Origin of the sequence: Streptomyces sp. NPDC053513, from assembly GCF_044544765.1 — a bacterium.
Classification (GTDB): domain Bacteria; phylum Actinomycetota; class Actinomycetes; order Streptomycetales; family Streptomycetaceae; genus Streptomyces; species Streptomyces litmocidini.
In genome coordinates this window covers 23,316-34,605 of sequence record NZ_JBITXP010000032.1, presented here as the reverse complement: position 1 = coordinate 34,605, position 11,290 = coordinate 23,316, and the positions used below count along the sequence as shown (strand labels likewise).

Genomic DNA, 11,290 nt, shown 5'->3' with positions numbered 1-11,290 from the left:
TAGCCGGGGAGTATGACTGCCAACGACAAGACCCCGCTCTGTGCCGTCGCGCTCGTGTGCACGCTGTCCCCTTCCCCCGCCCCCTCCAGCTCCCAGCTGCTGGCGGAGCAGGTGCTGGACGAGCTCGCCGGGCACGGAGTCACGGGGAGGGCCATCCGGATCGCCGACCACGACGTGAAGCCCGGGGTGAAGACCGACATGGGCGAAGGCGACGCGTGGCCGGCCATCCGTTCCGCCGTCCTGGACGCCGACATCCTGATCCTGTCCACCCCCATCTGGCTCGGGCACCCCTCCAGCCTGGCCCAACGGGTCCTCGAACGCCTGGACGCCGAGCTCTCCGAGTCCGACGACGAGGGCCGCATGCTCACCTACGGAAAGGTCGCCGCCGTCTGCGTCGTCGGCAACGAGGACGGCGCCCACAAGGTCAGCGCCGATCTCTTCCAGGGCCTCGACGACGTCGGCTTCTCCCTCGCCCCCAACGCCGTCACCTACTGGGTCGGCGAGGCCATGCAGGGCACGGACTACCAGGACCTGGACAAGACCCCCGAGAAGACCGCGGCCACGACGGCGACCCTCGCCGCCAACACCGCCCACCTCGCCCGGCTCCTCAAGAGCGCCCCGTACCCCTCCTCCTGACCCGGAGCCCACGACCGCACCGGCGCCCGGGCCCGCGACCGACGCCGGGCGCACAACCGTACGAAGGGACCCGCGATGACCGACCGGCAAGCCCCCGCCGACCCCACCACCCAGCACCCCGCTCCGCCCCAGCCCGACCAGCACCAGCGGCACCCCGGCTCGACCGAGGACATGGAGCCGCGGCCCGACCACGGCGAGGACTCCTACGAGGGCCACGGCCTGCTGACCGACCGGGCGGCGGTCGTCACCGGCGGCGACTCCGGGATCGGCAGGGCCGTGTGCCTGGCGTTCGCGCGGGAGGGCGCGGACGTCGTGTTCACGCATCTGCCCGAGGAGGAGGCCGACGCCGAGGAGACCGCCCGCCTGGTCCGCGAAGCGGGCCGCACCGCGGTCGCCGTGCCGTGCGACATCCGGGACGAACGGCAGTGCGCCGATCTGATCGACCGCGCGGTCGGCGAACTCGGCCGCGTCGACCTCCTCGTCAACAACGCCGCGTACCAGATGTCACAGCCCGACGGCATCGAGGCGATCACCACGGAGCAGTTCGACCGGGTGATGAAGACCAACCTGTACGGCATGTTCTGGCTCACCCGCCGGGCGCTGTCCCACATGCCGCGCGGCGGATGCGTCATCAACACCACGTCCGTCCAGGGCTACCAGCCCAGCCCCCATCTCCTCGACTACGCGATGACGAAGTCGGCCATCATCTCCTTCACCCACGGCCTCGCCCAGATGGTCGCGGAACGCGGCATCCGGGTGAACGCGGTCGCCCCCGGGCCGGTGTGGACCCCGCTGATCCCCGCGACGATGCCGGAGACGAAGCACTTCGGCGAGCAGTCGCCCCTGGGGCGCCCGGCCCAGCCGGCGGAGATGGCTCCCGCCTACGTCTTCCTGGCCTCGCCCCGGGCGAGCTACATCACCGGGGAGATCGTGAACGCCACGGGCGGGACGCCGCTCCCCTGAGCCGCTACTCCTGCCGCGTCGCCTCCCGGGCCTGCTGGGCGATGTCCTCCAGCACGGTCTTCGGGTCGGCGGACGGCGCGACGGCCTTGCCGATGTTCCGCTTGATGGTATTGCTGACCTGCAGCCAGGACGGCTCGTTGACCGGGTAGAGCTGCGCGCTGTGCAGCGCGTCCAGGAACTGTTCGGTGTCGGGATCGGCCTGCGCGCCCTGGGCGGCCTCGGCGGCGGTCACCGTCGACGGCAGCAGGTGGTAGCGCCCCGCGAACTCGCTGAGGTTCTTGTCCTGGTAGACGAAGTCCAGGAAAGAGCCCACCAGTTCGCGGTTGCCGTCCCGCTTGAAAGCCATCATCCAGTCGGCGACGCCCGCCGCCGGCGGGGTCTTCCCGTTCTCCAGGGTGTCCGACACCGGCATGCTCAGGGTGCCGACCCTCATCCCCTTCGCCCTCGCCTCGTGGAGGAGCGACGGGTAGCCGTTGAGCATGCCGACGTCGCCGCGGAGGAAGGCGTCGAAGGCGTCCTGCCGGTTGAGCCTGGCCGGCGGGACCGGGCCCGTCAGGCCGGGCACGACCAGGTTCTCCTTGATCCAGCGGAACGTCTGCGTGTTCTGCTCGGAGGCGATGGTGTACTGGCCGTTGATGTCGGTGTACCCGCCGCCGTTGCTCAACTCCCAGATCAGGGCCTCGGCGTGCGCCTCCTCGGGGCCGAGCGGCAGGGCGTACGGGTAGGGCACGCCCTTCTTCTTCAGGGCCTCGGCCGCTTCCTTCAGGTCCGACCAGGTCTTCGGCGGCTCGGCCCCGGCCTTGTCGAACAGCTCCTCGTTGTAGAAGAGCAGCCGGCTGCTGGCCACGAAGGGCAGGCCGTACAGGGTGTTGTCGACCGAGCCCGCCGCCGCGAGCGGCCGCAGGAAGTTCGCCTCCGCCCGGATCGTCAGCAGCTCGTCGGCGGAGTAGAGGCGGCCCTCGGCGGCGAAGTCGGAGTACGCGCCCATCAGGGCGACGTCCGGCGCGTCGTCCTCCTCGACCATGCGGGTGACCTCGCGGTCGACGTCGGCCCACGGGTAGAGCGTCACCTCGACCTTCTTGCCGGGGTGGGCGGCGGTGAAGGCGGCGGTCAGCTTGTCCCAGTACGCCTTGGAGCTGGTCGCCGGGCCGTCACCGTACTCGGGAGCCACCAGACGCAGCGTCGTCCCGGCGCTCTCGGACGAGCCGCAGGCGGTGACGAGTGAGCCCAGCAGTCCGAACGCGGCCACGGAGGCGGTCATGCCGAAAATTCTCGGTCGCACGGGTCTTCCCTCTGATGTTCTGGACAGTGCGTCCGGGATTCTCCCCTGGCCAGAGGCATATTTCGCCCCCTACTCGGCGGTTGTGGTCCTACCTCCAACCGGGCGGATTCCCCATGGTGTCTTCCCCCAGGAGGGCGCTGGTTCCGACGCGCGTAGAACCTTCCACCGAGTCCACCGTGACTCCGGTGCGGAGCATTGACGGGAGGACGAACGGCCGCGCGCCCGTGGAGCCGTCCGTCACCGGAGGCCGGACGGCAGCTCCTCCAGGAACGCGGCGAGTGCCCGGACACCCAGGCGGAGGGCCTCGATCCCGGCGCTCTCGTCCGGGCCGTGCCAGCCGTCGCCGGGAAGCCCCGTGCCGAAGAACAGCACGGGCGCGTCGCAGGCACGTGCCAGCTGCGCCGCGGGCGCGGCACCGCCGTTGCCGATCGGACGGGCCGGTGAGCCGTACGCGCGACCGACGGCGCGGGTGAGGGCGGCGAGCGCGGGGTGACGCTCCGGCGTGCGGTAGGGATCCGAGATGGTGGAGGAGATCTCCAGCTCGTAGCCGAAACCCGGGCGGCGGTGGCCGGCCAGCCAGGCCCGCAACTGGTCGGCGACCTCGTCGGCCCGCTGGTGGGGGACGAGCCTGAGGAGCAGGTCCGCACCGGCCTCCGCGGGGATCAGCCCCAGCGACGGCGCGTCCGTGCGCCCGGCCGTGAGACGGGCCACCTCCACGGCGGGGCGGGTCCACAGGCGTTCGGGCGCGGTGAAGCCTTCCTCCCCGTCGGCCCGGAAGGTGCCGGTCTCGGCCAGCCACCCCGGCAGCTCGAAGGGCAGGGAGTCCAGGGACGCGCGGAGCTCCGGCCCCGGGGCGGCCACCGCGTCGTAGAAGCCCGGCAGCGTGATCCGGCGGGAGTCGTCGGTCAGCAGGCAGAGGAGCCGGCCGAGTTCGAGGGCGGCGTCGGCGGCGGCGCCGGACACCGCGCCGCTGTGCAGGTCCCGCTCGGCGCCGCGGACCGTCAGGGACGCGGTGACCGAGCCGCGGACCGTGGTGCACACGGTCGGTTCCCGCAGGGACCACAGCATGGTGTCGGACACCATGACCACGTCGGCGGACAGCTCGTCGGCGTGCTCGGAGAGCAGGTCGGCCAGATGGACGGAGCCGATCTCCTCCTCGCCCTCGATCAGGTACCGCACGGTCACCGCCGGGGCGGGACGGTTCGCGAGGTGGGCGCGGACGGCCCCCAGGTGGGCCATGATCTGGCCCTTGGCGTCGGAGGACCCCCGGCCGTACAGACGGCCGTCGCGCCGGAGCGGGGAGAACGGCGCCGTCACCCGCCACTCGGAGGCGTCCGCGGCATGGACGTCGTGGTGGCTGTAGACCAGCAGGACGGGCGCGTCGGGATCCGCGGCCGGCAGACAGCCGTACACGGCGGGCAGGCCGTCCGTCTCCCAGACCGCGGCGCGCGGGAGACCACTCCGCCGCAGCCGGTCCGCCAGCCAGTGGGCGGACCGGCGTACGTCCTCGGCCCGGTCGGGGTCGGAGGAGACGGACGGAACGCCCACCCACTCCGTCAGGGCATCCAGGGCGAGGGGCTCGGTGGGGGCGTCCCGCGGTGTGGCGGGCCCGGTGGCGCTCATGGGGGGTGACTGCCCTCGTTCACCGGTTCGAACCGTGCCCCCGCGGCGGACCGGCGCCCCCTCGACGGCGACGAGCCTCATGTCCAGGGCCGTATCGCCGCCGATCAGCCGCACGTCCAGGACCGCCTCGCGGTCGCCCGGCCCCGCGTCCGGTGGGCCGGGCGGAGCCTCCGGGCCGTGGGCCCGCGCCGTCGCGCGGGGCACGCCTCAGGCCGGGCGCCAGTCGGGCCGACGGCCGCTGAGGCCGATCACGCGGTCCAGCAGGGGCGCGGTGTCCGGCACCGCGACCACGGGGCCGAAGAAGCCCTCGTCGGAGGAGTCGCCGGCCGGGGTCAGCAGGGCCTCGGAGACCCTCAGTTCCTCCTCGGTCACCTCGTACGCCTGACCGCTCGCCCGCGCCAGGTCCCAGCCGTGGATCAGCAGCTCGTCGAGTGCGATCCGGCCCATGACGGCGGCCGGCAGGGCGACCCCGCCCGCCTGCGTGTCCCCTTCCCAGGCGTCCGGCTCCCGCCAGGCGGCGGCCAGCTCGTCCAGCGCCTGCGGCAGGGCCGTCCGCCAGTCCTCCGGCAGTACCGGACGGGACGAGCCGGGCGGCGTGGCGGTGGTGGGACCGAAGCGCTTGAGGGCCGCGTCGCGGAAGGCGACGCTGAGCCCGGCGACATGGGCGAGCACCTCCCGTACCGCGTACTCGGGGCAGGGCGTCGGGTCGTCGAGCCGCTCGTCGTCGATGCCCTCCGCGAGCCGGGCGACGCGCTCGGCGGCCGTCCCCAGGTCGATGGGCTCCGTGCGTGAGGTGTTCTCCATGCGGGGTGGACCGCCGGGCCGTCGGAAACTCATCGCCCCGCGCCCCGCCGGTTTTTCCTCCGGATTGCCTGCATGGTGAGGTCTTGCCGCACTCTTGGCGGTGCTTTGGCGACGCCTTGGCGGGACCCATCCTTCCTTCGCACTAGCGTTCCCGCCATGCCGTCACACCCCCCACGCCCCGGCGCGCTCCAGGTCCTGCCGTACCGCAAACCCACCCGCGGTCGGGACTACTGGATCCTGGACGACGTCCTGCCCGACCCCGACGCCGTACGAGCCCGGATGCTCGAACGGGACGACTGGGTGGAGGGCTACCCCCACAAGCCCGAGCCGTGGCCGGGCCTGCGCACGATGCCCGGCCTCGAACCGGCGGAACTCGCGCACGTGGAGAAGCTGGTGCGCAAGACCACGGGAGCTCCGAAGATCTGGGCCGTGGATCCCGCCGGCGGGGGCACCTTCAACCACAACTGCGTCCAGGTCGTCGGTGAGGGCGAGTGCGAACCGCGCCCGCACACCGACTCCCGGAGCCTGTGCCGCTACGCGGCGGTGCTGTACCTCAGCCCGGACCTGCCCAAGGACTGCGGCACCAGCTTCTACCGCCAGAACCTGCCCGGCGGTGTGCTCGGCGGCAACCAGGTGCTCGCCCCGCACAACAACCTGGTCGACGCGCTGGGCACTCGCTTCGTGCCGGGGGACTCCTTCACCGAGGACCTGCGCGTCCCGCCCCGCTACAACCGCCTGCTGCTGTACTCGGCCAACCTCATCCACACCGCGACCGGTTACACGGGCACGACCCTGCGGGACAAGCGGATGACGGCCGTCTTCTTCTGGATGGCCTAGCGTTCCGAACGGCCCGGCGCGTGTCCTGCCGACCGGGCCGGACCGGGGGCCGGCGCCGGTCGGCAGTCAGCGTCCGAGCGAGGCGAGCAGGGGGCGCCAGTCGATGTGGCGCTCCTCCGTGCCCTGGGGGACCAGGGCGAACGTCTCCCGCACCACGGCGGTCAGCCGCTCCGCGTCGACCAGGACTTGGGCGCGGTGCCCGGCGGGTCCGAGCCGGATCAGCAGCATGCCGTCGGCGGCGGGCCGCAGATGGACCTCCCCGTCACCGGTCGGCGCGAGCGAGCCGATGGCGACCATCTCCCGGTCCAGGTGCCAGACGACGGGATCGGGTTCCAGGAGGTGGAAGGTGATGCTCAGCGCATGGGGGTTGCGGGAGGTGTAGCCGAGGGTGGTGTCGATCCGGACCGTCGTGTCCGGCGTGAGCAGTTCCATGGGCATGCTCCGCGTCAGGGTCTTCACCGCGGGGAGCGACTGGGACATGAGATCCTCCGGCTTCGTGCATCGGAAGCGGGTGTGGTGTGCTCCTCACCCCTCGATCCCTGCTTACTCCTCGCCTTCGTGAGGCGGATGCGGCGACTCTGTCGTGATCCTGTGGAGAAGATCCGCCGTCCGGGCGTCTGCCGGCTCCCGTCGGGTTCACGCCGGGTTCAAGGGGGCGTCAGGTCGTCGAGCCGTGCCGCGAGTTCGGGATGGGCGGCCAGATGGGGGCGGGTGGCGGTGAGGGGGGCGACGAGCTCCGCCGGGTCGTTGTGGGCGAGGGCCGCGTGGAGTCGGCTCAGCGGCAGGTCGGCCGCGGTCGGCAGGTCGGTGAGGGCGGTGATCCGCCCGGCGATGCTGCGCAGGTCCGCCGCGTTGCGCCGGGCCCAGGTGGCGGTGGTGCGCTCGGCCGCGCGGCGCTCGCGGGTGGCCTGGACGCGTTGTTCGCCGGTCGTTCCGACGGGGCCGGGCCGGTTGCGCAGGTAGCGGCGCTCGGCGGCCTGGCGGCTGGCGACGCCGAGGGGGTGGGCGAGGTCGGCCCAGCTGGCGCCCGCGTGGCGGGCGGTCTCGATCAGGCCGGTCTCCCATCCGGCGAGCTCCTCGCGCACCTGCCGCAGCAGCAGGAGCGAGGCCAGGGCCTGGTCCGTGCCGACGGCGGGGGCCTCGTCGGTGCCGGGCGCCGTGTGCCGCGCGGCCCGCAGGGCCTCGTCTATGGCCCGGAGGGCCGCCGCGGCGGCGAGGAACGACGCCGGGCTCTGCGCGTCGGCGCCGGACTGTTCCGGTCGGTCGGCCGGGGTCATGGGCATCTCCCTCGCTGGTCGTCTTCTGGATGACGACCTCGCTTGTCATCCATTGGATGACATGTTACAACGGTTTCAGTGAGGCGCATTGGCAGCAACTGCCCGAACCTCTGGAGGTGTTCTTCGATGTTGATGCGCACTGACCCCTTCCGCGAGCTCGACCGGCTGGCCCAGCAGGTGATGGGCCCGGGGACCTGGACGCGACCGTCCCCGATGCCCATGGACGCCTACCGCGAGGGCGACGAGTACGTGGTGGCCTTCGACATCCCCGGCGTCGGTCCGGACGCGATCGACATCGACGTCGAACGGAACATGCTGACCGTCAAGGCCGAGCGCAGGCCCGCGGCGAAGGCCGACGACGTGCAGATGGAACTCTCGGAGCGGCCGCTGGGCGTCTTCTCGCGCCAGATCGTGCTGGCCGACACGCTGGACACCGAGCGCATCCAGGCCGACTACGAGGCCGGCGTGCTCACCCTGCGCATCCCGATCGCCGAGCGCGCCAAGCCCCGCAAGATCGCCATCGGCGCGGGACGCAAGGAGATCTCCGGCTGAGCCGGACGCACAAGGGCTGACAAGCGGCGGAGGACGGGCATTCGATCTCCCCCTCACCCGTCCTCCGCGCCCCTGGACCGAGGAAGGGTGGCGGCCGACGTGACCGTACGACAGGAAGCGTTTCTCGATCAGGTGAAGGAACGCGGCAGGTACGACACCATGGGCGAGGCCGAACGCGCGGCCCGCGTGGTGCTCGCCCTGCTGGGCGCACACCTGGTGGGCGAGGTGCGCGCCCGACTGGCCGCCCGCCTGCCGGAGGGCTACGCCCTGATCCTGCTCAACCCGCTGCAGAGCGCCGAGCCGCTCCCGCCCGAGCGGTTCGTACGGGCGACCGCGGCCTGGATCGAGGGCGCGACGGAGAAGACCGCGGCCTGGGACGTCGGCGCCGTCCTCTCCACGGTCGCCGACGCCGCCGGCGACGACCTCCTCAAGGAGGTCCTGCTCCAGCTGCCCGCGGGCTACGACCTCCTCTTCGGCCGCCCCCAGCTCACCTGACCACCCACCTCCGGTGGCCGCGCACCGGCCACCACGACCCGGTGACAGAAAGGCAACCACCGCAGTGATGTCCGACCAGAGCGCACCGTCCCGGCAGCCCTACGGAAGGGCGTACGAGCAGATGCTGGAGAAGGTCCGCTACGACGGCGCCTACCCCGACCGCGAGAGGGCCGAGGAAGCCGTCCGCCTCGTCCTCGGGGGACTGGGGCGCCAGCTGACCGGCGACGAACGCGTCGAACTGGCCGCCCGCCTGCCGTTCGAGGCCGCGTGCATCCTCACCGCCCAGATCCCCGACCCCCGGCCGCTGGGAGGCTGGGCGTTCGTCAAGGACCTCGCCGCCCGCACCGGCGCCTCCCTGGCCACCACCCGCTGGGACACCGGATCGGTCTTCTCCGCCGTCGCGGCCTACGCCGGCCCCGACCTCCTGACCCGCATCCTCCAGCAGCTGCCCACCGGCTACGCGCTGCTGTTCGGCCGCGCCGAACTCGCGCCCGCCGCGTAGCGCGCGACCCGGCGCCCGGGGCGGACACGACCGACACGCGCGTGTCCGCCCCGCCCCGTTCCGTACCGCGGGCCGGGCGAGACGGTCACCGCCGGGATCGGGTGTCCCGCCGGGGCCGGGTGTCCCGGCGTCCGAAACCCCGTCAGCTCGAACGCGTCCGTCCCACGGACCCCAGCACGGCGGCGAGGAAACGGCGGACCGTCTCCAGCTCGCCCGCCCCGAAATCCTCCGCCACCGCCACCACTTCGCCGATCACCGGCCCGAAGAACGCCCATCCGAGTTCGGTGGCCTTCTCCTCGACCCTCAGCAGCACGCGCCGCCGGTCCGCCGTGTCCCTGCTGCGCGAGACCAGCTCGAGCCGCTCCAGCCGGTCCACCAGGGAGGTGGTCCCGGCGGAGTTCAGCCGCAGTTGCTCACCGAGCCACCCCGGCGTGGCCCGGACGCCCGCGCGCTCCGCGTCCAACAGGTGGATCAGCGCGCGCACATCGGTGGGATGCAGCCCGTGGCGCGCCGCGAACTCGGCGCCGAGCACGTCGAACTCCACGGTGACCGCACGCAGCAGATGCACCAGTCCCATCACCGGACTCCGGTCGTCCATGCACACTCCTCGGCCTCACGGCTAATATCTCGCTGAGCGAGATTATCGCCCAGCGAGAGGAATCGCCGTGTCCCCGTCCACGTTCGACCGCGTCTACGACGAGCTCCGGGCCCGCTGGCCCGAATCCACCGAGGAGCGCGACGTCGCCACCCCGTACGGCCCCACCCGGGTCCATGTGCACGGCGCACCGGACGGCAGCCCCCTGCTCCTGCTGCCCGGCGGCTCCGCGACCGGCCTCGTCTGGTTCGCCAACGCACCGGCGCTGGGGGAGCGGTACCGGGTCCACGCGGTCGACCTCATGGGCGACGCCGGCCGCACCGAGCGCCGGGGCGCGCCGCTGAGGAACGCCGACGACCTCATGGCCTGGCTGGACGCGCTCCTGGACGGCCTCGGGCTCGACCGCACGCACCTGTGCGGCCACTCGTACGGTGCCTGGGTGGCGGCCAGGTACGCGGCCCACGCGCCGTCACGGGTGGACCGCCTCGCCCTGGTGGACCCCACCCAGGTCTTCGCCGGCTTCAGCCCCCGCTACCTGCTGCGCGCGCTGCCCACCCTGATCCGCCCGAGCGAGGCCCGGACGCGCGCCTTCCTGGCCTGGGAGACGGCGGGCACCCAGCCGGACGAGACCTGGCAGCGCCTCTACGCGCTCGCCTCCACCGTCCCCGGCCGCAAGCCGGTCACGGGCACCCGTCCGCGCGCCGCCGACCTCGCCATGCCCGTCCTGGTCCTGCTCGCGGAAGGCAGCCGCACCCACGACTCCGCCGCGGTGGCCGAGCGGGCCCGCCGGATGCTCCCGCACGCCGAGGTGGCCCTGCTCCCCGGAACCACCCACCACTCCCTGCCGCTCGCCGCCCCGAAGGAGTTCGACGAGCGGCTGATGGCCTTCCTGGACGGGACGGCCGGATCCCCCGGGAGGCGTTCCGCGCCGCCGTCGTGACGGACGAGGACGCGGAGGCGACGTCTCCCGGCCGCTCGGCGCCGGAGGGACAGCGGCGCCCGGGCCTCCGCGGCCGCCGCCGCGCCCCGCCGGGCTGAGCGGTTCGACCGCGGCCGCGTGGACGGCGCGACCGGCCCCCGTGCCGCCGGCTTCCGGGCGGAGAGCGCGGTCAAGCGCTCTCCAGCTCGGCGAGGGTGGTGCGGAGCCAGGCGAGTTCCGCCCGGCTGGTGGCGCGGGCGACGGTCAGGATGCCGTGGCGGAACGGGTCGTCCAGTTCCTCGGCGCGCAGGGGGCGGTCGCCGTCGTAGAAGAAGCTGGAGGGTTCTTCCAGGAAGGCGAGGCGGCGGCGCAGGACCACGGCCTGGGCGGCGGGGTCGTCGAGGTGGCGGAGGAAGGCCAGGAGGGTGAACCAGCGGTTCTCGTCGGTCACTTCGGGGCCTTCGGCGTCGGCGAGGCGGCGCCGGAGTTCGTCCCGGCCGGCGGGGGTGAGGGTGAGGACCTGGCGGGGTGCGGCGGCCGGGCCGGGCCGGGTCTCCCGTACCAGCAGACCGGCCTTCTCCAGGCGCTTGATCGCCGGATAGAGGGTGGACTCGCCCACCGGCCGTACGTGGCCGGTGAGGGCGGTGATGCGTTTGCGCAGCTCGTAGCCGTGCAGCGGGGTCTCGCAGAGGAAACCGAGGATCGACAGTTCCAGCATGCCCGCATTCTCTCCCAGGATGACGTTGCCGTAGTACTACGTTGTCGTAGTACTATGTCGGCGAAGTATTCGAGAGGGGAGTGGACT

At 72.9% G+C, this 11,290-nt stretch carries 14 protein-coding genes; 7 read left to right on the top strand and 7 right to left on the bottom strand.

Annotated features, from left to right (window positions below; translation table 11 throughout):
- The first annotated feature begins 12 nt into the window (after positions 1–12).
- Positions 13–636, top strand: a complete 624-nt coding sequence (locus tag ACIGW4_RS33975) for a flavodoxin family protein (protein ID WP_399585225.1) — start codon at positions 13–15, stop codon at positions 634–636.
- A gap of 75 nt (positions 637–711) precedes the next feature.
- Positions 712–1,599, top strand: a complete 888-nt coding sequence (locus ACIGW4_RS33970) for an SDR family oxidoreductase (RefSeq protein ID WP_123457171.1) — start codon at positions 712–714, stop codon at positions 1,597–1,599.
- 4 nt (positions 1,600–1,603) lie between these two features.
- On the opposite strand, the gene ACIGW4_RS33965 is transcribed toward ACIGW4_RS33970, so the two are convergent.
- The 3 genes from ACIGW4_RS33965 to ACIGW4_RS33955 all read right to left on the bottom strand — a co-directional run bounded on the left by ACIGW4_RS33965 (position 1,604) and on the right by ACIGW4_RS33955 (position 5,308).
- Positions 1,604–2,860, bottom strand: a complete 1,257-nt coding sequence (locus ACIGW4_RS33965; RefSeq protein WP_398706836.1) for an extracellular solute-binding protein — start codon at positions 2,858–2,860, stop codon at positions 1,604–1,606.
- Between the two features lie 258 nt (positions 2,861–3,118).
- Entirely contained in the window at positions 3,119–4,504 is a 1,386-nt protein-coding gene (locus tag ACIGW4_RS33960) for a M20/M25/M40 family metallo-hydrolase (protein WP_398706837.1), read from the bottom strand.
- 207 nt (positions 4,505–4,711) lie between these two features.
- Positions 4,712–5,308, bottom strand: coding sequence for a TIGR03086 family metal-binding protein (locus ACIGW4_RS33955; RefSeq protein WP_398706839.1), 597 nt, complete (start codon positions 5,306–5,308; stop codon positions 4,712–4,714).
- Positions 5,309–5,464: 156 nt separating this feature from the next.
- Here ACIGW4_RS33955 and ACIGW4_RS33950 point away from each other — a divergent pair, with 156 nt between their 5' ends.
- Positions 5,465–6,145 carry a DUF6445 family protein gene (locus ACIGW4_RS33950; RefSeq protein WP_123457175.1) on the top strand — a complete coding sequence of 227 codons (681 nt, stop codon included), beginning with the start codon at positions 5,465–5,467 and terminating at the stop codon, positions 6,143–6,145.
- Between the two features lie 66 nt (positions 6,146–6,211).
- On the opposite strand, the gene ACIGW4_RS33945 is transcribed toward ACIGW4_RS33950, so the two are convergent.
- Both ACIGW4_RS33945 and ACIGW4_RS33940 read right to left on the bottom strand, forming a co-directional pair.
- Positions 6,212–6,625, bottom strand: a complete 414-nt coding sequence (locus ACIGW4_RS33945) for an SsgA family sporulation/cell division regulator (protein WP_398706843.1) — start codon at positions 6,623–6,625, stop codon at positions 6,212–6,214.
- A gap of 167 nt (positions 6,626–6,792) precedes the next feature.
- Positions 6,793–7,422 carry a type III effector protein gene (locus ACIGW4_RS33940; protein ID WP_123457177.1) on the bottom strand — a complete coding sequence of 210 codons (630 nt, stop codon included), beginning with the start codon at positions 7,420–7,422 and terminating at the stop codon, positions 6,793–6,795.
- Positions 7,423–7,548: 126 nt separating this feature from the next.
- Here ACIGW4_RS33940 and ACIGW4_RS33935 point away from each other — a divergent pair, with 126 nt between their 5' ends.
- The 3 genes from ACIGW4_RS33935 (at position 7,549) to ACIGW4_RS33925 (ending at position 8,971) form a co-directional block, all read left to right on the top strand.
- Positions 7,549–7,974 (top strand): Hsp20/alpha crystallin family protein, encoded by a 426-nt coding sequence (locus tag ACIGW4_RS33935; RefSeq protein ID WP_123457178.1) that lies wholly within the window; start codon positions 7,549–7,551, stop codon positions 7,972–7,974.
- 99 nt (positions 7,975–8,073) lie between these two features.
- Entirely contained in the window at positions 8,074–8,469 is a 396-nt protein-coding gene (locus ACIGW4_RS33930; RefSeq protein WP_359588146.1) for a DUF2267 domain-containing protein, read from the top strand.
- A gap of 67 nt (positions 8,470–8,536) precedes the next feature.
- Positions 8,537–8,971, top strand: a complete 435-nt coding sequence (locus ACIGW4_RS33925) for a DUF2267 domain-containing protein (RefSeq protein ID WP_398706846.1) — start codon at positions 8,537–8,539, stop codon at positions 8,969–8,971.
- A gap of 142 nt (positions 8,972–9,113) precedes the next feature.
- Here the strand turns inward: ACIGW4_RS33925 and ACIGW4_RS33920 are convergent, their stop codons facing one another.
- Positions 9,114–9,569, bottom strand: coding sequence for a MarR family winged helix-turn-helix transcriptional regulator (locus tag ACIGW4_RS33920; RefSeq protein ID WP_399585220.1), 456 nt, complete (start codon positions 9,567–9,569; stop codon positions 9,114–9,116).
- Positions 9,570–9,636: 67 nt separating this feature from the next.
- On the opposite strand from ACIGW4_RS33920, the gene ACIGW4_RS33915 reads away from it, so the two are divergent.
- Positions 9,637–10,506 carry an alpha/beta fold hydrolase gene (locus tag ACIGW4_RS33915; RefSeq protein WP_359588144.1) on the top strand — a complete coding sequence of 290 codons (870 nt, stop codon included), beginning with the start codon at positions 9,637–9,639 and terminating at the stop codon, positions 10,504–10,506.
- A gap of 169 nt (positions 10,507–10,675) precedes the next feature.
- On the opposite strand, the gene ACIGW4_RS33910 is transcribed toward ACIGW4_RS33915, so the two are convergent.
- Positions 10,676–11,203 (bottom strand): PadR family transcriptional regulator, encoded by a 528-nt coding sequence (locus ACIGW4_RS33910; RefSeq protein ID WP_399585218.1) that lies wholly within the window; start codon positions 11,201–11,203, stop codon positions 10,676–10,678.
- Positions 11,204–11,290 lie beyond the last annotated feature (87 nt).

What these genes read in the sequence shown, in the direction of transcription:
- ACIGW4_RS33975 (WP_399585225.1), top strand. Translation starts at nt 13, where the DNA reads ATGACTGCCAACGACAAGACCCCGCTCTGTGCCGTCGCGCTCGTGTGC.
- ACIGW4_RS33955 (WP_398706839.1), bottom strand. Translation starts at nt 5,308, where the DNA reads ATGGAGAACACCTCACGCACGGAGCCCATCGACCTGGGGACGGCCGCC.
- ACIGW4_RS33945 (WP_398706843.1), bottom strand. Translation starts at nt 6,625, where the DNA reads ATGTCCCAGTCGCTCCCCGCGGTGAAGACCCTGACGCGGAGCATGCCC.
- ACIGW4_RS33920 (WP_399585220.1), bottom strand. Translation starts at nt 9,569, where the DNA reads ATGGACGACCGGAGTCCGGTGATGGGACTGGTGCATCTGCTGCGTGCG.
- ACIGW4_RS33925 (WP_398706846.1), top strand. Translation starts at nt 8,537, where the DNA reads ATGTCCGACCAGAGCGCACCGTCCCGGCAGCCCTACGGAAGGGCGTAC.
- ACIGW4_RS33940 (WP_123457177.1), bottom strand. Translation starts at nt 7,422, where the DNA reads ATGACCCCGGCCGACCGACCGGAACAGTCCGGCGCCGACGCGCAGAGC.
- ACIGW4_RS33965 (WP_398706836.1), bottom strand. Translation starts at nt 2,860, where the DNA reads ATGACCGCCTCCGTGGCCGCGTTCGGACTGCTGGGCTCACTCGTCACC.
- ACIGW4_RS33950 (WP_123457175.1), top strand. Translation starts at nt 5,465, where the DNA reads ATGCCGTCACACCCCCCACGCCCCGGCGCGCTCCAGGTCCTGCCGTAC.
- ACIGW4_RS33910 (WP_399585218.1), bottom strand. Translation starts at nt 11,203, where the DNA reads ATGCTGGAACTGTCGATCCTCGGTTTCCTCTGCGAGACCCCGCTGCAC.
- ACIGW4_RS33970 (WP_123457171.1), top strand. Translation starts at nt 712, where the DNA reads ATGACCGACCGGCAAGCCCCCGCCGACCCCACCACCCAGCACCCCGCT.
- ACIGW4_RS33935 (WP_123457178.1), top strand. Translation starts at nt 7,549, where the DNA reads ATGTTGATGCGCACTGACCCCTTCCGCGAGCTCGACCGGCTGGCCCAG.
- ACIGW4_RS33960 (WP_398706837.1), bottom strand. Translation starts at nt 4,504, where the DNA reads ATGAGCGCCACCGGGCCCGCCACACCGCGGGACGCCCCCACCGAGCCC.